This window comes from Actinoalloteichus fjordicus, from assembly GCF_001941625.1.
Classification (GTDB): Bacteria; Actinomycetota; Actinomycetes; order Mycobacteriales; family Pseudonocardiaceae; genus Actinoalloteichus_A; species Actinoalloteichus_A fjordicus.
Genome location: NZ_CP016076.1, coordinates 4,668,048 through 4,685,132 on the forward strand (window position 1 = coordinate 4,668,048; position 17,085 = coordinate 4,685,132).

The following is a 17,085-nucleotide window of genomic DNA, read 5'->3' on the forward strand; positions in this document are numbered from 1 at the left end:
AGAGGTCGGACTTTTGGAACCTTGCAGGCCACTGTGGTCAGCTGCTGTCGGGATTCCCCGGACGGATGCACACAACGGGATTACCGGCATTTCTCCGCCGATCGACCGCCCGCTTATCGGCTTTACAAGACGGTTGGCGATCCCGCCCTCACCATGCCGGTATGGCGCCAGGTTGAGGTGGCACACTCGTCAAGCAGTACATCGACGGCGTCCGTAAGGTGGTCGCTCGTCACCACGAACTGAAGGAATAATTCAGTGATCGATACCGCACTCGTCACCGAGCTGACCGATCAGGCCGCAGCCGATGGCATCCTCCAACTCGTGGTCGGCGCCGTCGTCGACGGTAAGAAGGCACTGGTGCTGCGCAGGCCGCAGGACGACTTCATGGGCGGCATCTACGAGCTGCCCGGCGGCAAGGTCGATCCCGGCGAAGCACTCGACGACGCGCTCACCCGCGAGGTGCAGGAAGAGACCGGGCTCGACGTCACCAGCATCGACCGATACCTCGGCCACTTCGACTACACCTCAGGCAGCGGCAAGCCGAGCCGCCAGTTCAACTTCGCCGTCACGGTCAAGGCAACCACGCCGGTGGAGCTGACCGAACACGACGATCATCGGTGGGTACTCATCGATGGCGACCTGCCGGTCACCGAAGCGGTCAAGGGCGTCTTCGCGACCTACCGGAGGCAGGATCTGTCGTAGTCCGCACGATGAGCCCTGGTCAGAACACGCGGGTGCCCTGCGGGATACTGCCGTCGGCCTGATAGTCGACACTGGCAACCCTCGGACACTCCCGACTCATCCGAGCGGCCAACTCCTTGCCGCGATCCACCCATGCCTGCGCTTCCTCACGGGACGGGAACTCCGACCCCATGGGGTCGGCTGCGTTGTAGATGGCTTGGAACTTGGCGGAGTTCTGATTCTGCAGTGCGAGGTGCCGAATAGGGAAGCTGCACGGACTGTTGAAGACTTCGTGCTGAGTGCGGTGCGGGGAGTTTCGAGCGGTTGCACGGCGCAGCACTTCCCGCAGGGGTATAGATGGTTCGTCAACCCAGTTAAGCTAGCAGACACTTCCAGATTCTGCCATTGGGGCAAATGGCCTAAACCTCTACTCCATGCGACAGATAATCAACGTGACTCCCGTCACTATTCCCTCTTGTCACCCATATGGCTGTCGAGCTCATCGTCGCTGAAGATATTGTCTCAATAGACCCTGGATGCGGCGCCGAAGCAAGCAAGTCGCCGTATCGTCATATATCAATCCGACGAGGAGAGACATTGGAACCGAGAATTCGTTCAACCATCGGCAGGACCATTACCATCCTGACACTGCTCCTTGCCTCACTGCTTGGTTTAGGGATCACCAGCGCGTCAGCCAGCCCCCAGCCAACGGTTCTGGGATCTCAGCCGACCCCTGTCATCACAGAATCCACAGCCACAGTCCAGGCTGAATACGCAACGGATGAATCCGATTTAGTAGTACCCTTAAGGACACTACACTCCATCTGGCCATCGATTGAGGCCTGCGCAACGCACGGGGCTGTTGGTGAGGCAAACGGAGTCGGGATCGCTGGGAATGTGTCTCCTGGGGAACGTCCGTCGGCCTCTACATCTTGGACCCGATTGAGGCGAGATAAGCCTCGCCCTGCTGCGATTGAGCATCGTCGCCTTGGTGGCAGGAGATCACCTCTGCCACCAAGGCGTGTATCATGGAAGCTGCGCCGACTACCACCATCGACCCACCGAGGTAACACATGACAAGTCGTTCTTACATCCTCCATTTTCCGCTATCGGACAGTGAAAATTTTTATCCTTCAATAGCGAAGCACCTTCACGATATTCGAAACTCAGCTGACCTGGATTTATTCGATCCCGCCCACTTGCACCTTCCCCTACTTGAGATATCAGACAATTCCGGACTTTGCCATCACAATCTTATCAGAATCATGGACACGGTCCGATTCGTAATATCGGAAAACTACACGGAGCACCCGATTGTTCAATTCAAAGAATTGCGACATACGACACGATCGGTGGCGGCAATCCTGAAAGACCCCTTAGCGATAACCAACCTGAGGAAGACACTAGCATCCTCCTTGGACGCCACGCTTAAAACGAAAGATTTCTCCGGAAAAATCCAGGAAGCAGCCCCTGCCGTAACGATAGCAATGGCTGCGACCCCGCAGGGAGATTCCCGGAAAACCCACCAGACTCCGCCCTGCACTGTCACGGAATTCACAACGCCGCCAGTTTCACTTCCATACGTTGCATTAAGCATAACAGATAGCGTCATATATGACCGCTGGACACTGTTCGACCGCATCCGTTTTCCATCGAGCATGACTCAGAAGCCTCAGTAATATCCAAGCCGGGTCCGGAAGACTTCAGTAAGTCCTAGAGAGCAGCAGCCCAGCCGGCAGGATAGGGGGCATTTCAGCCGTGAAATCTGGATCTGTTTCAGAGAACACACGTGCCAACCGAAATGCTGCCGTCCGCCTGATAATCGACGCTCGCAATGCTCGAACACTCTCGCTTCATCCGGGCAGCCGGTTCCTTCCCGCGCTCGAACCAGATGCGTTCGGCCTCCGGAGTGGAAAACCCCGAGGCACGCACGTCCGTACGGTCGGAGAATGTCCTGAACCATCGAGTCCCACGCTGCCAGCTCTCGCCACCAGGTCACCACTGATTCCCAGGAATTCCCGCGCCTCCTCCAACGGATGACAGTACGATTCGCCCTCCACACCGCTGTCATAGAAGAGGAAATCCTCTTCCCACCCGACTACGATAGAAACATCAACTGCCATGTCGCCTCCCCAGCAAGTCGAAACGATAGCGGTTCCGGCAAATCCTTCGGCTCCCGGGAACCACCGACCGCGCTACGGCCCGAGGTCCAAGGTGGCCGCCGGGAGGTCAGAAGAACATGCAGTCGACAAACAATTCTTCGGATTCGAATTTTGAATCCTGCGGAACATCGATATTGAAGGTTTTCTGGTACTCCCTATTCCAATCATTAAGCTCTCGGGCCAGCTCCCTACTGAGGCCGAAAAAATCAGCCGCCTCATCGACGGTTCGATTGTAGTACTCACCATCCCTGGCGTCGAAGTACATCGGCGGCATCGTGTACCCCGTAAGGATGGCGAGGTTCACAGGTTCGCCTCCCTGACCCATGAACGCCTTCCTTGAAGAGAGCACCCCATCACGATCAATTTTCCCTCGAACCATTGCACCGACTCGGGTAAACTTATCCCTCAACCACAGAGTCGATCCCGACTGACCGATCACAGCTCCGGATTCTTGCCCGGCCGATTGAGCTATGGACACGTTCAGAAAACACACGTGCCCGCCGGAATACTGCCGTCTGCCTGGTAATCGACGCTCGCAACGCTCGGGCACTCTCGTTTCATCCGGGCAGCCAGCTCCTTTCCTCGCTCAAACCAGGCGTGCTCGGCTTCTGGAGTGGAGAATCCCGAAGCATCCAGGTCCGTACGGTCCAGGATGGATTGAAACGTCGCATCCCAAGTTTCCAGCTCTCGCAGCAGGTCACCACTGATCCCTAGGAAATCCCGCGCCTCGTCCAAAGGGTGACAGTAGGCTTCGTCCTCCACTCCACTGTCGTAGAAAAGAAAGTCCTCTTCCCACCCGACTACGATGGACACATCAACGGCCATGTCGCCTCCTTGGCGAGTCGAAACGATACCGGTTCGGGCGAATCTTTCGCCTCACGGGAACCGGGTTGGCTCCCACGATAGCACCGTTAATCACCGTGATAGCCACCCTATGGATTCGACCATCGAATTCCAACTCATACACGGGCCGATCGGTAGCGACATACCCGACGATTTTTCCATAGGCGAGCGCAGCGAAGATCAGATCGACGACCCGCTCGGCAGGTACTCCCATCGCTTCAAAGTCGCCGATCCGCGACTTTCCCAGTATGTGACCGACGCCCTCTCGATCAGTCTTGTCTTCCAATCGGACAGGTCGGCCATCACGGTCGCGACTGATTCGCACCACGGCGGATGGGTCCACATCGGGATAGCTTCGACGTACCCTGGCTATCCATTCTTCATCGGAGAAGGATTCCCTGTCGATGTCGTCGTGTGCGAGACGCTCAGCCGCACCAGGCGTGATCGCATCTTCGGCGTCTAGTGCCATCGAGTCACCGAGTCCGTATCCGGCAATGCCGATACAGTAAGTATTGATGAAGCCCTGAGCACCGTTCATCGACTCAACCCCGAGTCGCACGTCCTCAGCAGCGTCGGCCGCGCACTGACGGGCAGCCGCCACTTGAGGCCAGACCGACGTTCTGGTCACGGCATCGAAAATCTCGGCTCCATCGGAAAGCGCCACTATCGCCCGCGCTGCCGCTGCCCGCGCCTCGTCCAGTTTTGCATTGGCGATCCTGAGGCGCTCGACCACATCGGTCACTGACAAGATCCACCTCCTCACCCTCCGTGCTCGATCCATGATGGCACAGCGCCATCCGGCCTAGACCACGGAGCGCGATCACGGACCCGGCGTCCCGACCGCAGAAGAGCCGGGACACCTGGTGCGTGCTCGGAACACACACCACGATAGGGGCGACCAGCTCAGCCGAGTCGATCTTCCTTCACTCGGCCCAGGAACGCATTGAACGCCGTCCGCCCGACGACGAGCGTGCCGCCGTCGCGGTTCTTGGTGTCCCGGATGCCGACTAAGCCGGGGGCAGCACCGATCTCGACGCAGCCGCCCTGCCCGCCGCTGGCCGTCGCCTTCCGCCATCCGGTGAACATGGTCATCCCGCCTGCCTCTCGTGCTGCTGTTGGTGGTGTGCGATGACCTCTGCGGACTTGTCCGAAGGCAGCGCCACATCGTGAAGACTAGCTAGTACAGGCCCGTAGGGGTCGGTGTCCCTAGGCTTGTCGAGGTAGGTTCCAGTAGCGAAGTGCTCCAGATAGACGACTGGGTCTGCATCGGGAAACGAGAAATGGCTGAAACTCGACACCATGCTGACGTAGGGACCTGCGGAGACTGGAATCACCCGAATCGTGACTCTCGGACGGGTCTCAGAAAGTCGACGAAGTTGAGCCGCCATCACATCGGGTGAACCCACTGGCCGTTGCAGTGCCGATTCATCCATGAAGGCCGTGTAAGCGGGCACGTCCGACGTCGAAGAACCGAGTACGCCCTGCCGGGCCAACCGAGCCTCGACAAGCTCTTCCACATCGTATCGACCGGGGCCCGATGATTCGACCATGGCTCGGGCGTAGTCGCGGGTCTGGAGCAAACCAGGGACCACCCGAGACAGCTCGGTGATCGCTGTGGCCTCACGCTCGTACCCGATCAGCGTCGAAAGCTGATCTGGTAGATCTGTTCCGGGAGTGAACGGTGAAGCGCCCAGATCTCGCGCCCGCTCGACCAAGCGCTCGCGTTCGGCATGCGGCAGTCCAATCGCGACAGCGGCCGCTGAGACCACATCCGGCGTGATCAGGAGTTCTCCGCGCTCCAGCGTCAGGACCCACGGCGCACTCCGGTCGAGTCTCCGACCGAGTTCTCGGGTGGACAGACCCGCAGCCTTCCTCGCCGAGCGAAGCGCATTGCCCAGCGATCGGGCACCCGGCGTGCGAAGTCGTCCGCTGCGTGGTCTAGCCATGACCAGAGCATAACCACAGCTCGATCACTCGATTGGCGGATGTTGCTTGTTAGGCCTAACACTGCACCCTACCGTTAGGCCTAACACTATCCCGCCATCTGAGGAGGTCACTGTGGACCACCCGTTGATCATTGCTGGGGCCGCGCTCTGCGCAGGAGGCGTGGCGCTCCATCGCTGGTGCAACCGCACCTGGACGAACCGCCGCCGCCCGCCCTCTCGCCGTCGCATGGCCGAGATGCAGGCCATCACCGCCGAGGCGATCCGGCAGGCCGCCGACTCGACACCGTCCACTTCGGCCCCGGCCCGGCGCGCGCCCGTCCCCTATCGGCCGGCGCCGCCCTGCCCGCCGCTGATCGGCACGCTTCCTCGGCATCTGCGGGTCTCGCCGTGAACGCGGCGGACTCCGTGTCGGCGGAGTGGCTCAGTTACCTCGGGCGGCACGTCGTCGCGCTGTCCATCGAGGTCGCCGGGGAACGGATCGCGGTGGTGGGCGGCCGTACCGGCTCCGCCGAGGCGGTACGGGTCGAGTCGGCCAGGACCGACATGACGGATCTGCTCGACACGCTGGGGCGGGGCCGGTTCCTGGAGGTGCCCGCCATACAGGACGGCGAACCGCGCCGGATGCGGCTGGAGCGGCAGGCCACGGGCATCGAACTCGCCGTGCTGCGGCTCCGGGGCGTCGACCTGGTGGCCCGGTGGTGGATCGCCTCGGCCGACGTGCCGACGCTGATCGCGGCGCTGCGCCGGGCATTCACCGAGCTGGACACGCGGGAGGCCTTGGCCGGAATGGAGGCGTCATGACCGAGCCGCGCTCGCCGTCGGGCCCGTGGTTCGTCCGGTCGGTCTCCGTCGGCGACACCCACCTGTGCAGCGCGGCGAACCTGCCCGCGCCGCAGGTCGCGCCTCGCTGCGCCCCCGACGCCGTCTTCCACCCGCTGAACCGGCGGCCCTTGGAGTCCTGCTTCTTCGACTGGCAGACCTGTCCCGACTGCCTCGCCCCCGTGCACCACCCCCGCGCCATCCGGTCGCTGGTGGTGACCCGGTGATCGGCGGCAGGCGACGCCCGTGGCTGCGGCTGGTGTCGGGCCGTGCCCCGCGACTGCGGGTGGTCGCGCAGGCACCTCGCCTTCGTGTCATCGGGACGGCATCGAGTCCGACCCGGACGTCGTCACCGCTTCGGACGTCGGCGCCGCCGATGCAGTGGTGGCCGATCGGCGCCGTGCGCCACCTGCACGCCGCGCGGGTCCGGCCGTATCTCGGCCGTCCATTGTGGCCGGTCGGCGGCAAGTCATGACGGCCTCCTGCGTCGCGGGCGTGCCCGCACGGGCGGCATCCGGACAACCGATGACGCTGGTCCTGGTCGCCGACCGGGCGAGCCGCTCGGTGTCGTTGGCCTGTCAGGGTCGCGGATTCGCCGCGCTGAGCGCCCGATCGACGGGCCTGCTGCTGAGCACGGTGACCACCGAACGCCCGGCGGCGGCCATCGAGTTCGGCGTGGTCGGCCGGTCGCTGCGCACCTGCGTGCTGCGGGTGAGGGTCCTCGGCCCGCAGGCCACCGTGACCCTCACCGCCGATCGCCTCGTCCTGCACCGCCTCACCGTGGTGCCCCGCAGCGCCCTCGCCACCGCTGCCGCCCGCGCCGTCGCCCACCTGACCGGACCCGACATCCGCTGACGACCTCGCGTCCGTCACCTCGGAGTGCTGCCCGCGCCGTCGCAACGCTGTCGATCGCGGTGTCGCACCGCACGACCGCCCCGTGTTCCACCCCGCAACCCGACACGTCGCCGCTGGAGACCCGCCATGTTGAAACCCTGGATGAAGAAGCGCCCGGACGAGACCGAACAAGAAGCCTTCAATCGCCGATCACGAACCTGCTATTTCTGCCCGCGAGAAGACAAGACCGTCGCGGAAAGTCTCGAACACGAGAAGGAACACGAGACGCCCCGCAATCAGAAGACGGATCACCACCCGGAAGCCTGATCTGCTCGACAGCAGCACCTACCGGTCATTCCGCACCGAATCCGCACCGTCATCAACCCCAGTGGACACCCGGCGGCCGCTCGGCTGCGGGATCACGCTGCCCGCACCCGCCGCCGGGCCACCGGAACCTTTTCATTCCCCGACACCTCAGGACATCCGCATGTCGTATCGACATCAGGTTCCGCGACCCGACCTCGACGACCGAGAACCCGACCCGGCCCACGGCAGCGCCGCCGCACCGGGGCGGCTGCCGATCCCGCAGCACGCTGGCCGCGACCGCCCCGACGCCGAGAGGAGCATCGATGTCCCGATGCGATGACGCGACGACCCTCGGCGCGGAGATCATGACGCACTGGCCCACCATGCTGCGGACGGCCAGAAGCCTGGTCGCCGACACCGCCACCGCCGAGGACCTGGCCGCCGAGGCGGTGGCCCGCACCCTGCGGCGCTGCCTGAACGAGGGGCCGCCCATCCGCCACCTGCGGGCCTACCTCTGCACGGTGGTCCGCGCCATCGGCATCGATCACCACCGCCGCGAACAGCACATCACCTGGGTGGCGGAATTGAGCGACGCGACGCATCCGCGTGCGGTCGCCGCAGACACCTCCCTGCTCGATCGCGTCGTCCGGGACGAGGAGTACGCGAATCTCGCCCGCGCATTCCACGGCCTGCTGCCAGGTTGGCAGGACGTCCTGCACCGCGTCCACGTCGAAGGACACCGGCCCAAGGAGGTGGCGACCGATCTCGGCCTGACACCCACCTCCGTCTCGGCGCGCGCTTGGCGAGCGCGCCGGGCGCTGCGCGAGGGCTATCTCTCGGGTTGACGGCGGTAGACGGCACGCGGCTGAGGCCGGGGTCCGGGGTCACGTGCGTGGCGGGCGGCGCAACGGGCTCGGCGCTGCGAGACAGCGACTCGGCGGGGTCAGGCACCGCCGACTCGTGATTCGAATCCGGCGAAAACTCGAAGCTGCGGTAGCTGCCCGCGCACGCGGCTCGGCCGGGAAGCAGTCGAATCAGGCGGAGATTCGACCCGGACACCGGACCCGAGACGGCGTTCTCCGCCGACCGGACGCACAACGACAGTACGGCCGAGCAGTAGGGGCACTTCGATCACGCCCTGCGACGAGGTGGACAGCCGTCGACCCACCAGGCAGGGCCGCTGCCGTCGACAACCGGTTTCACGCCACCTCAATCGTGATCCGGCAGGCCGTGAAGATGGTGGTCCGCCGCGTTGGCCGCCTCGGCCAACAACCGTCCAACATGGCCGCCTCGGGCCTGGTAGAGGACACGGCGGCCTTCTCGCCGATGGGTGACCAGGCCCGCGAGCCGGAGCTTCGCCAGGTGTTGGGACACCGCAGGACGCGCGGCGTCGACCAGGCCCGCGAGGCTCGCGACGTCGAACTCACCGCCGCAGAGCAGCCAGAGCAGCCGCATCCGGGTCGGATCGGACAACATGCTGAAGGCGGTGACCGCGACGTCGACGTGGTCGGGCGAGGGAAGCCGGTCCCACTGCCCCGTAGAGTTCTCATGTGCGTACACAAGCACCTATAGTGCCGCACGGGTACTCGAGACGGGGGAAGTGGTGCGGCATGACGTCGTTGTTCGCGCAGCGGGACTACCGACATCTGTTCGGCGCGCAGCTCGTGGCGCTCTTCGGCACCGGCCTGACGACGGTGGCGCTGGGACTGCTGGCCTACGAACTCGCCGGGGCCGATGCGGCCGCCGTCCTGGGCACGGCTCTGGCGATCAAGATGATCGCCTACGTGGTGGTCGCCCCCGTCGCGGGCGCCTATGCCGGGCGGCTGCCTCGGCGGGGAATGCTCGTGACGCTGGACGTCGTCCGGGCCTCGGTGGTCCTGGTCCTGCCGTTCGTGGATCAGGTGTGGCAGATCTATGTGCTGATCGTGGTGTTGCAGTCCGCTTCGGCCGCGTTCACCCCGACGTTCCAGGCGGTGCTGCCCGACATCCTGCCCGACAAACGCGACTACACCCGTGCCCTGTCCGCCTCACAGCTCGCCTCCACGATGGAGAGCCTGCTCAGCCCGCTGCTGGCCGCCGCGCTGCTCGGCCTGCTGAGCTTCCACTGGCTGTTCACCGGCACCTCGATCGGCTTCCTGCTCTCGGCGCTCCTGGTCGTGACCGCCCGCATCCCCCGCGCCGCACGTAGCGACCGGGGCGGGGTGTGGCGTCGGACCTTCGCAGGCATGCGCATCTACGCGGCCACGCCGAGACTGCGCGGCCTGCTGGGCCTCAACCTGACGGTCGCCGCCGTCGGCGCGATCGTCATGGTGCACACCGTCAACTACGTCCAGGACGCCCTCGCACGCCCGCAGGCCGACGTGGCGTGGCTGCTGGCCGCCAACGGAACCGGCACCATCCTGGTCGCGCTGCTGCTGCCTCGGGTGCTGGCGCGACTCGGGGAACGCACGGTGATGCTCGCAGGCGGCGGAGTCCTGCTGTCCGGGGTCGCGTGCGCGATCGCGCTGCCCTCCGACGGAGGCGGCGCCGGACACTGGGCGGCGACGCTGGGCGTGTGGGCGATCATCGGCGTCGGCACCGCGCTGGTCCTCACCCCGGTCGGCCGCGTGCTGCGGCGGTCCAGCCGTCCTGAGGGCCGACCGGCGGTTTTCGCCGCGCAGTTCTCCCTCTCGCACGCCTGCTGGCTGATCTCCTACCCGGTGGCGGGCTGGCTGGTGGCCGATGCGGGCTTCACCGCGACCTGGGCCGTGCTGGCCGGACCCGCGCTCGCGGGCTTCGGCATCGCGCTGCGGTGCTGGCCACGGCACGATCCCGAGCTGCTCGAACACGTCCACACCAGCGCAACCGCCGATCCCGACCACCTCACCGACGCCGTCGAGACGTCGACCGGCACCCACCGCCACGCCCATGCCTTCGTCATCGACGAGGACCATCCCCGCTGGCCGACGCCCGTGCGGCAGGGGAGTCCCTGATCCTGCGGCCCACGCGCGGCATGCGGTCGTTCACTCCCCCAGAACATCGACTCCGCGCGCGAGCAGTTGGGCCAGGTGGACGCCGCGCACCCCGGCGAGCTGCTCGGCCTGGGTCCGGCAGGAGAACCCGTCCGCCAGGAACACCGTGTCCTCGGCGCGCTCGCGCAGCGCGGGCAGCAGGGCGTTCTCGGCGACCGCCACCGACACGTCGTAATGCCCGCGTTCCATGCCGAAGTTCCCGGCCAGCCCGCAGCAGCCCGCGAGCCTCGTGGTCTGGGCGCCCGCCTTCGCCAGCAGGGCCAGATCCGTCTCATAGCCGTAGACCGCGTGTTGGTGGCAGTGCGGCTGCGCGAGGACGGTGACGCCGGTCAGGTCCGGCGGCTGCCACGGCTGCCCGCCCGCCGGTCGGTGGGTGAGCAGCTCGGCAAGGCTGATCGCGGCCTCGGCGACCTGCCGGGCGCGCGGGTCGGTGGGGAGCAGCTCGACGAGGTCCGATCGCAGCACGGCCAGGCAGGACGGCTCCAGCCCGACGATCGGGACGCCCTGGGCCGCGTAGGGACCGAACACCGACAGCAGCTCCCGGAGTCGGCGCCGGGCGCCGGTGAGCTGGCCGGTGCTGATCCAGGTGAGCCCGCAGCAGGCCTGCCGCGCGGGCACGATCACCCGATAGCCCGCGCTGCCGAGGACCTCGACGGCCGCCTTCGCCGCCTCGGGGCTGAATCCGTCGGTGAAGGAGTCGGCCCACAACACCACCGGCGGCCGGGCGTCGTGCTCGGTCGAGTCGACCGATCCCCGGCGGCCGCCCTGCCGACGCTGCTCGCCGCGCGACTCGACCGACTCGCGTGCCGAAGCGGACCGGACGGGGCTCGATTCGACCGGGCCCGATTCGACAGAACTCGGTTCGCCAGAACGGGATTCGCCAGGGCCGCCTTCCCTGGTGCGCGATTCGGCAAGGCCTGCCCCGGCAGGACCAGACCCGACAGCCGAGCCGGGCGCACCGCCCGAATTCGCCGCCCCGGCCGCCGTCGAGCCCGCCGCCGCACCGAACCGCAGGGCATCCCCGGCCTTCCGCCGCCACCACCGAGTGAACGGCATGGCGGCGAATCGGGGAACCCGCCGACGGCCGTCGACACCGGCCAGCGCCAGCAGCGGGCGCCGCAGCGGCCTCGCCTGGAACACCGCATTCGCCAGCGCGGGGCCGATCCGACCCAGCCTGCGCAGCAACGACATCCAGAGTGGCAGCCTGCCGAGGCTGTAGTGACTGATCGGCCGCAGCCGCCCGGCATACCTGCGGTGCAGCACCTCGGCCTTGTACTGGGCCATGTCCACCCCGGCCGGGCAGTCGCTCGCGCAGGCCTTGCACGACAGACAGAGGTCCAGCGACTCGTGGACCTCCGGCGCGGCCCAGCCGCCGGTGACGAGCGAGCCGTTCGCCAGGTCCTGCAAGACCCTGGCCCGGCCGCGCGTGGAGTCCTTCTCGTCCCGGGTGGCCAGGAACGACGGGCACATGAACCCGCCCGCCGCGCCGTTGTCCGCCCGACACTTGCCCACCCCGACGCAGCGGTGCACGGCGCGGGTCAGGTCGCCGTCGTCGTGGGTGAAGGCGAAGCCGTCGGCGGCGAGCAGCGGCATCGCCCGGGGCCGACGCAGGTCGGCGTCGAGCGCACGGGGTCGGACGAGCACGCCCGGATTGAGGACGTCCTCGGGGTCGAGCAACCCCTTGAACGCGGCGAAGGCGTCGATGGCGCGCTCGGAGTACATCAGCGGCAGCAGCTCGCCTCGGGCCCGGCCGTCCCCGTGCTCGCCGGAGAACGACCCGCCATGCGCTGCGACGAGCCGGGCCGCGTCGGTGACGAAGGCACGCAGCACCGCACCGTCCCGTTCCAACGGCAGGCCGATCCGTACGTGCACGCAGCCGTCGCCGAAATGCCCGTAGGGCAGGCCCTCGACGCCGTAGGAGTCCATCAAGGACTCGAACTCGCGCAGGTAGGCGCCGAGCCGCGCCGGCGGCACTGCCGAGTCCTCCCAGCCGGGCCAGGCCTGCTTACCGTTCGGGGTCCGGCCCGCCAGCCCCGCGCCGTCCTCCCTGATCCGCCACATCGCCGTCGCCTGTGCCCCGGAGGGCAGCACGACGGCGTCCACCGCGTCGGCATCGGCGAGCAGCGCGCGGGCCGAGGCCTCGGCGGCGGCGTGGTCCGCGCCGCCGACCTCGACCATCAGCCAGCCGCCGCCGCGCGGGAGTTCGGGCACGTAGGCCTCGCCCCGGTGTCGACGCACGACGTCGACCAGTCGCGCGTCCAGCCCCTCCACGGCCAGCGGCCGATGGGCGAGCAGACGCGGCACGGCGTCGGCCGCGTCGGGCATGGTCGGATAGCCGAGGACGAGCAGGATGCGGGCCGGGGCGATCGGAACCAGGTCGACGGTGGCGGCCAGGGTGAGGGTGACGGTGCCCTCGGTGCCGACGAGCGCCTTGGCCAGGCTGTGTCCGCGTTCGGGGAGCAGATGTTCCAGCGAATAACCCGAGACCTGGCGGGGGAAGCGACCCAGTTCGGTCCGCAGCACGTCCAGTCGGGCGCCGACCAGCCCGCGCAGGCCGGGGACCACGTCGAGGTCGTCGGCGGCGGTGAAGTGTCGCCCCGCTCCGTCGACGACGTCCAGCGAGCGCACGTTGTCGGCCGTGCGCCCATAGGCCACCGCGTGCGGGCCGCAGGCGTTGTTGCCGATCATGCCCGCCAGGGTGGCGCGGGTGTGGGTGGAGGGGTCGGGGCCGAACCGCAGGCCGTGCGGGGCGGCGGCCCGTTGGAGATCGGCCAGGACGAGACCGGGCTGCACGGTCGCGGTCCTGGCGTCCGGGTCGAGCGAGAGGACCCGCCCGAGGTGGCGGGAGAAGTCGAGCACGATGCCGGGACCGATCGCGTTGCCCGCGATCGAGGTGCCGCCGCCGCGCGGGGTCAGCGGCACGCCCTCGGCCCTGGCGATCTCCAGTGTGGCGAGCACGTCGTCGACCTCGGCCGGGAACACGACGACCTCGGGGACGACCCGGTAGTTGGAGGCGTCGGTGGAGTACTCGGCGCGACGACGGCTGCCGTCGTCGACCTCGCACGTCACCGCGCGACGCAGTCGGGCCGCGAGGTCGGTCGCCCGGGTCCGATCCTGTCGGGCCTCGCTCACCGGCCCGCCCTGCCGGCCGGCGCAACGCGACGGGGGCGAGCAACTCGCGCGGCCCCGGGCAGCTCGTCATGGCTGAACATGTTCTCCAGACAGTAGTCCAGGTCCACGGGCGCTGCCGAGATGCGCGAGGACGGAACCGGCGCCGGGGCTGCCGCCGTCGGCGCGAAGGCATCCACCGTTCGAGGGCCGCCACAGCCGTCTGCTCCTCCTCTCCTGGATCAAGCTCGACGACCGATCACGCCTCGAAGGCCGCACCCCTGCGGGCAGCGCTGGGAGGCTTGGGACAGCTCTGCTCATCGTCTTTCCAGGATTACCGGCAGCTTTCGCGCGAGCACCACGCGGTTCGGCGACGTCGATCCGAGCCGCTCGCCGCGTGAATGACCATGCCCGCGAGTTCCGCAGCGGGGGTCGAGACAGCCCGTGCCGAACGGGGGAAATCCCCGGCCGTCGGCTGCCGTTCGGGCGGTACGAACGGCCGGGGCGAGGCGTTGAAGTCCTGTCCTGACCCTACTACGCTCAACACTGAGCGTGTCTGATCGAACACGAAGGGCGTTCGATGCCGAACGATGGTGAAGGTGATGGACAATGAAAACGATGCGTTTCTATGACGACCCACTCGCCCCGGTGAGCGCGCAGTTTCCGCTGACCAGGCCAGGATTAGCGGCGGTGGACAACCCGGAGGCAGCATCCGGACCGGCCACGCGGCCGTTCGGACTGAGGCACATCCGTGCCATGCCGGAACAGGTGGTTCCGGCATACGCATACAGCCACGAACAGCAAGTGTCGGTGGCCGACGACGGCAGCGAAATCCCGATGGTCACACTGTCACCGAACATGGAGTGGTCGTCCATCAGCGACAACGACGGCGACGAGGGTCCATCCGAGGACTGGGGAAACGACTTCGCTCCGGACTACCCGGTGCAGGTATGACGGTCCTCATCTTCGCTCAAGACTTCGACCGAAGCGCGGATCAGGTTGTGCTCAAACTCAATGAGCGCGAGGTTCCGGTATTGCGGATTGACACCAGTTGGTTCCCGCAACAGCTCACCATGGACGCCGAGTTTGACGGCGGCCGATGGGTGGGGGAACTTCGGACTCCACACCGGTCGATAGCACTGGAATCGCTGCGGTCGGCGTGGTATCGGAGCCCTACGGCGTTCGAGTTCCCGGCGGGCTTGAGCCGGGCCGAGCGCGAACATGCCAACCGGGAAGCGAAACTGGGATTGGGGGGTGTGCTCTCCTCCCTGCCGTTGTGCTGGGTCAACCACCCAAACCGGGCGGCTGATGCGGTGTACAAGCCGTTGCAACTTGCGGTAGCCGCCCGATGTGGACTCACCGTATCGCGCACGTTGATCTCCAACGATCCCCACGCCGTTCGTAGATTCGCCAGGGACAGCAGGACCGGAGTCGTCAACAAGGCATTGGGCACTAGCCGAGTTTTGGAAGAGGGTGTTCGGAAGATCGGATTCACTCGTCGGCTGACCGACGAGGATTTCTCCGACCTTCGCGGAATCGATGTGACCCTTCACCAGATGCAGGATTGGGTGGAGAAAGACCATGAAGCACGTGTAGTGGTCATCGGTGACACGATGAACGCCGTCGGTATCTACGCGGGCAGCGAGGCCAGTCATACCGATTGGCGGTCCGACCACGATGCGCTGACCTACAAGGTTCTCGACCTGCCGCCAGGAGTGAGAAGAGGACTCCAGGCGTTCATGGCCGAGTTTCGCATCACGTATTCCGCGTTCGATTTCGTCATCACGCCGTCCGGGCAATGGGTTCTGCTGGAGTCCAACCCCGGCGGGCAGTACGGGTGGTTGGAGGCCCGGACTGGTGTTCCGCTCACGGACACGCTGGTGGACCTTCTCATGCACGGTGTGCCGACGTGATCGAGGAATGGCAGACCCGCGCGGAGAGGTTGGCCGACAAGCTGGCCGCAGACGGCGACCTGCACTACGACGAGTGGCGGGCGGCCGTCTGTGCGGTGCCGAGGCACGAACTGGTCCCCCGGTACTACGAACAGGAAGGCCCGACATATCGACTGGTCACGCCCGACGACGATGCATCGCGCCGGGCGTGGCTCGACCTGGTGTACTCAGACACCACGTTGACTACCGCCGTCGTGGCCGACTCGTTCGGCCGTCAGGTTCCGGTGTCGTCCAGCACGAAACCGGACCTCATGGTGCGGATGCTGGAAGCGCTGGACGTGCACGATGGACACACGGTGTTGGAAGTCGGCACCGGCACCGGATACAACGCGGCCTTGCTGTCCCACCGGCTAGGGGCGGATCGGGTGTTCTCGATCGACCTTCGCCCTGAACTGGTGGACGCAGCGGCCGACCGGCTCGCCACGATCGGCTATCGGCCCGTGCTCCGCGCCGTAGACGGAAGCGGCGGCCTAGCCGAGCACGCACCGTATGACCGGATCATGGCCACGTGTTCGGTGGCCGCCATTCCCGGCGCGTGGATCGAACAGGCCGTACCTGGTGGTCTCATCCTGGTCGACGTGGAAGGGCAGCTGAGCGCGGGCAACCTCGTTCTCCTGCGCCGGGGCGACGAGCTGATGGCGGAAGGAAGATTCCTCGACTGGTACGGGCGGTTCATGCCGCTACGGCACGACGCGACAGGTGTCGGACAGCCGTGGCCCACGGTGGACCGGTCCGGCGGCGACGAACGCACCACGGCCGTGAATCCTGCGGAGTTGGACGGCGAGTTCCGTTTCCTGGCTCAGTTCCGGCTGCCTGCGGGCACGCGACACACCCTCACGGTGGACGACGGCGCGCCGACTGCAACGTGCCTGACCCACCGTGACGGCTCCTGGTGTTCGGTGGACCGCACAGGCAGCGAGTCGGGACGGTATCGGGTGCATCACGCCGGATCGCGTGATCTGTGGGCCGATGTGGAACACGCACACGACGAATGGGCGACGATGGGTGCCCCCGCGTGGCACCGGTTCGGGCTCACGGCCACGCCGACCACCCAGCGGGTGTGGCTGGACAGTCCGGACAGCGAACACACGTGGAACCTGACGATCTGACCAGGACCGCTGCGACACGGCCGGTAGTCATCGCATTCGGCGTCTCGGTCGCCTGTTCGATCAACTCGACGACAATCGTGAACAGAATTGTCGATTGATTCGACTGCACCGCCGAGAACGGGGCTGATTGGGTTCTTGTCCGGCTGCCGGTAATTCGCTATGAATAGTCTTTCACGGATCACTCTTCGGCTCGCGCTGAATCGCGCGGTCGGCCGCCGGCGATCCACCCCGCCAGCATCGTGAGAAGGCACCACTGTCGTTTTGTGTTCCTCGGCGGGAACGACAGCCGGATCGACAGCCCGTGCAGCGTCGCA

Annotated in this window: 19 protein-coding genes; 11 read left to right on the top strand and 8 right to left on the bottom strand. The window is 66.4% G+C overall.

Annotation, left to right across the window (positions count from 1 at the left end):
• The first annotated feature begins 255 nt into the window (after positions 1-255).
• The gene (locus tag UA74_RS19815; RefSeq protein WP_075741599.1) at positions 256-702 is read left to right on the top strand and encodes an NUDIX domain-containing protein; all 447 of its coding nucleotides are present in this window, start codon (positions 256-258) and stop codon (positions 700-702) included.
• Between the two features lie 19 nt (positions 703-721).
• Here the strand turns inward: UA74_RS19815 and UA74_RS32175 are convergent, their stop codons facing one another.
• The 6 genes from UA74_RS32175 to UA74_RS19840 all read right to left on the bottom strand — a co-directional run bounded on the left by UA74_RS32175 (position 722) and on the right by UA74_RS19840 (position 5,632).
• Positions 722-874, bottom strand: a complete 153-nt coding sequence (locus tag UA74_RS32175) for a hypothetical protein (RefSeq protein WP_157442283.1) — start codon at positions 872-874, stop codon at positions 722-724.
• 2,036 nt (positions 875-2,910) lie between these two features.
• The gene (locus UA74_RS19820; protein ID WP_157442284.1) at positions 2,911-3,252 is read right to left on the bottom strand and encodes a hypothetical protein; all 342 of its coding nucleotides are present in this window, start codon (positions 3,250-3,252) and stop codon (positions 2,911-2,913) included.
• Between the two features lie 71 nt (positions 3,253-3,323).
• Positions 3,324-3,668 (bottom strand): hypothetical protein, encoded by a 345-nt coding sequence (locus UA74_RS19825; protein WP_075741601.1) that lies wholly within the window; start codon positions 3,666-3,668, stop codon positions 3,324-3,326.
• Complete coding sequence (locus UA74_RS32180) at positions 3,658-4,428, bottom strand: hypothetical protein (RefSeq protein ID WP_157442285.1); 771 nt, start codon at positions 4,426-4,428, stop codon at positions 3,658-3,660. The genes UA74_RS19825 and UA74_RS32180 overlap by 11 nt, the downstream gene beginning before the upstream one ends.
• Positions 4,429-4,589: 161 nt before the next feature.
• Positions 4,590-4,778, bottom strand: a complete 189-nt coding sequence (locus UA74_RS19835) for a DUF397 domain-containing protein (protein WP_075741603.1) — start codon at positions 4,776-4,778, stop codon at positions 4,590-4,592.
• Positions 4,775-5,632 carry a helix-turn-helix domain-containing protein gene (locus tag UA74_RS19840; RefSeq protein ID WP_075765126.1) on the bottom strand — a complete coding sequence of 286 codons (858 nt, stop codon included), beginning with the start codon at positions 5,630-5,632 and terminating at the stop codon, positions 4,775-4,777. Before UA74_RS19840 ends, UA74_RS19835 begins: the two co-directional genes overlap by 4 nt.
• Positions 5,633-5,858: 226 nt before the next feature.
• On the opposite strand from UA74_RS19840, the gene UA74_RS32185 reads away from it, so the two are divergent.
• From UA74_RS32185 to UA74_RS19860, 6 genes are all read left to right on the top strand, one after another.
• The gene (locus UA74_RS32185; RefSeq protein ID WP_157442286.1) at positions 5,859-6,023 is read left to right on the top strand and encodes a hypothetical protein; all 165 of its coding nucleotides are present in this window, start codon (positions 5,859-5,861) and stop codon (positions 6,021-6,023) included.
• Positions 6,020-6,433: a hypothetical protein gene (locus tag UA74_RS19845; protein WP_075741604.1), complete on the top strand. Its 414-nt coding sequence runs from the start codon at positions 6,020-6,022 to the stop codon at positions 6,431-6,433. The genes UA74_RS32185 and UA74_RS19845 overlap by 4 nt, the downstream gene beginning before the upstream one ends.
• Entirely contained in the window at positions 6,430-6,678 is a 249-nt protein-coding gene (locus UA74_RS19850; protein WP_075741605.1) for a hypothetical protein, read from the top strand. The genes UA74_RS19845 and UA74_RS19850 overlap by 4 nt, the downstream gene beginning before the upstream one ends.
• Positions 6,679-6,976: 298 nt before the next feature.
• Positions 6,977-7,306 carry a hypothetical protein gene (locus UA74_RS19855; RefSeq protein ID WP_157434316.1) on the top strand — a complete coding sequence of 110 codons (330 nt, stop codon included), beginning with the start codon at positions 6,977-6,979 and terminating at the stop codon, positions 7,304-7,306.
• A 126-nt stretch (positions 7,307-7,432) separates the two neighbouring features.
• On the top strand, positions 7,433-7,612 hold the full coding sequence (locus tag UA74_RS32190) for a hypothetical protein (protein WP_157434317.1): 180 nt from the start codon (positions 7,433-7,435) through the stop codon (positions 7,610-7,612).
• A gap of 302 nt (positions 7,613-7,914) precedes the next feature.
• Positions 7,915-8,436, top strand: a complete 522-nt coding sequence (locus UA74_RS19860) for an RNA polymerase sigma factor (protein WP_075741607.1) — start codon at positions 7,915-7,917, stop codon at positions 8,434-8,436.
• Between the two features lie 364 nt (positions 8,437-8,800).
• Here the strand turns inward: UA74_RS19860 and UA74_RS19865 are convergent, their stop codons facing one another.
• On the bottom strand, positions 8,801-9,151 hold the full coding sequence (locus tag UA74_RS19865; RefSeq protein WP_075741608.1) for an ArsR/SmtB family transcription factor: 351 nt from the start codon (positions 9,149-9,151) through the stop codon (positions 8,801-8,803).
• 50 nt (positions 9,152-9,201) lie between these two features.
• Between UA74_RS19865 and UA74_RS19870 the strand changes: the two genes are divergently transcribed.
• Complete coding sequence (locus UA74_RS19870) at positions 9,202-10,563, top strand: MFS transporter (protein WP_075765128.1); 1,362 nt, start codon at positions 9,202-9,204, stop codon at positions 10,561-10,563.
• Between the two features lie 30 nt (positions 10,564-10,593).
• Here UA74_RS19870 and UA74_RS19875 read toward each other — a convergent pair whose 3' ends face one another.
• On the bottom strand, positions 10,594-13,734 hold the full coding sequence (locus tag UA74_RS19875; RefSeq protein WP_232237343.1) for an FAD-binding and (Fe-S)-binding domain-containing protein: 3,141 nt from the start codon (positions 13,732-13,734) through the stop codon (positions 10,594-10,596).
• A gap of 594 nt (positions 13,735-14,328) precedes the next feature.
• On the opposite strand from UA74_RS19875, the gene tgmA reads away from it, so the two are divergent.
• The 3 genes from tgmA to UA74_RS19890 are packed head-to-tail and all read left to right on the top strand — an operon-like array spanning position 14,329 to position 16,771.
• Positions 14,329-14,664, top strand: a complete 336-nt coding sequence (gene tgmA, locus UA74_RS19880) for a putative ATP-grasp-modified RiPP (RefSeq protein ID WP_075741610.1) — start codon at positions 14,329-14,331, stop codon at positions 14,662-14,664.
• Positions 14,661-15,623, top strand: coding sequence for an ATP-grasp ribosomal peptide maturase (tgmB, locus tag UA74_RS19885; RefSeq protein ID WP_075741611.1), 963 nt, complete (start codon positions 14,661-14,663; stop codon positions 15,621-15,623). The genes tgmA and tgmB overlap by 4 nt, the downstream gene beginning before the upstream one ends.
• Positions 15,620-16,771 carry a methyltransferase domain-containing protein gene (locus UA74_RS19890; RefSeq protein ID WP_075741612.1) on the top strand — a complete coding sequence of 384 codons (1,152 nt, stop codon included), beginning with the start codon at positions 15,620-15,622 and terminating at the stop codon, positions 16,769-16,771. Before tgmB ends, UA74_RS19890 begins: the two co-directional genes overlap by 4 nt.
• The last annotated feature ends 314 nt before the right edge of the window (positions 16,772-17,085 follow it).

Bases quoted from the DNA above. Each gene is read 5' to 3' on its own strand.
- UA74_RS19870 (WP_075765128.1), top strand. From the start codon at position 9,202: ATGACGTCGTTGTTCGCGCAGCGGGACTACCGACATCTGTTCGGCGCG.
- UA74_RS32175 (WP_157442283.1), bottom strand. From the start codon at position 874: ATGGGGTCGGAGTTCCCGTCCCGTGAGGAAGCGCAGGCATGGGTGGAT.
- UA74_RS32190 (WP_157434317.1), top strand. From the start codon at position 7,433: ATGTTGAAACCCTGGATGAAGAAGCGCCCGGACGAGACCGAACAAGAA.
- tgmB (WP_075741611.1), top strand. From the start codon at position 14,661: ATGACGGTCCTCATCTTCGCTCAAGACTTCGACCGAAGCGCGGATCAG.
- UA74_RS19840 (WP_075765126.1), bottom strand. From the start codon at position 5,632: ATGGCTAGACCACGCAGCGGACGACTTCGCACGCCGGGTGCCCGATCG.
- tgmA (WP_075741610.1), top strand. From the start codon at position 14,329: ATGCGTTTCTATGACGACCCACTCGCCCCGGTGAGCGCGCAGTTTCCG.
- UA74_RS19850 (WP_075741605.1), top strand. From the start codon at position 6,430: ATGACCGAGCCGCGCTCGCCGTCGGGCCCGTGGTTCGTCCGGTCGGTC.
- UA74_RS19835 (WP_075741603.1), bottom strand. From the start codon at position 4,778: ATGACCATGTTCACCGGATGGCGGAAGGCGACGGCCAGCGGCGGGCAG.
- UA74_RS32185 (WP_157442286.1), top strand. From the start codon at position 5,859: ATGGCCGAGATGCAGGCCATCACCGCCGAGGCGATCCGGCAGGCCGCC.
- UA74_RS19860 (WP_075741607.1), top strand. From the start codon at position 7,915: ATGTCCCGATGCGATGACGCGACGACCCTCGGCGCGGAGATCATGACG.
- UA74_RS19825 (WP_075741601.1), bottom strand. From the start codon at position 3,668: ATGGCCGTTGATGTGTCCATCGTAGTCGGGTGGGAAGAGGACTTTCTT.
- UA74_RS19855 (WP_157434316.1), top strand. From the start codon at position 6,977: ATGACGCTGGTCCTGGTCGCCGACCGGGCGAGCCGCTCGGTGTCGTTG.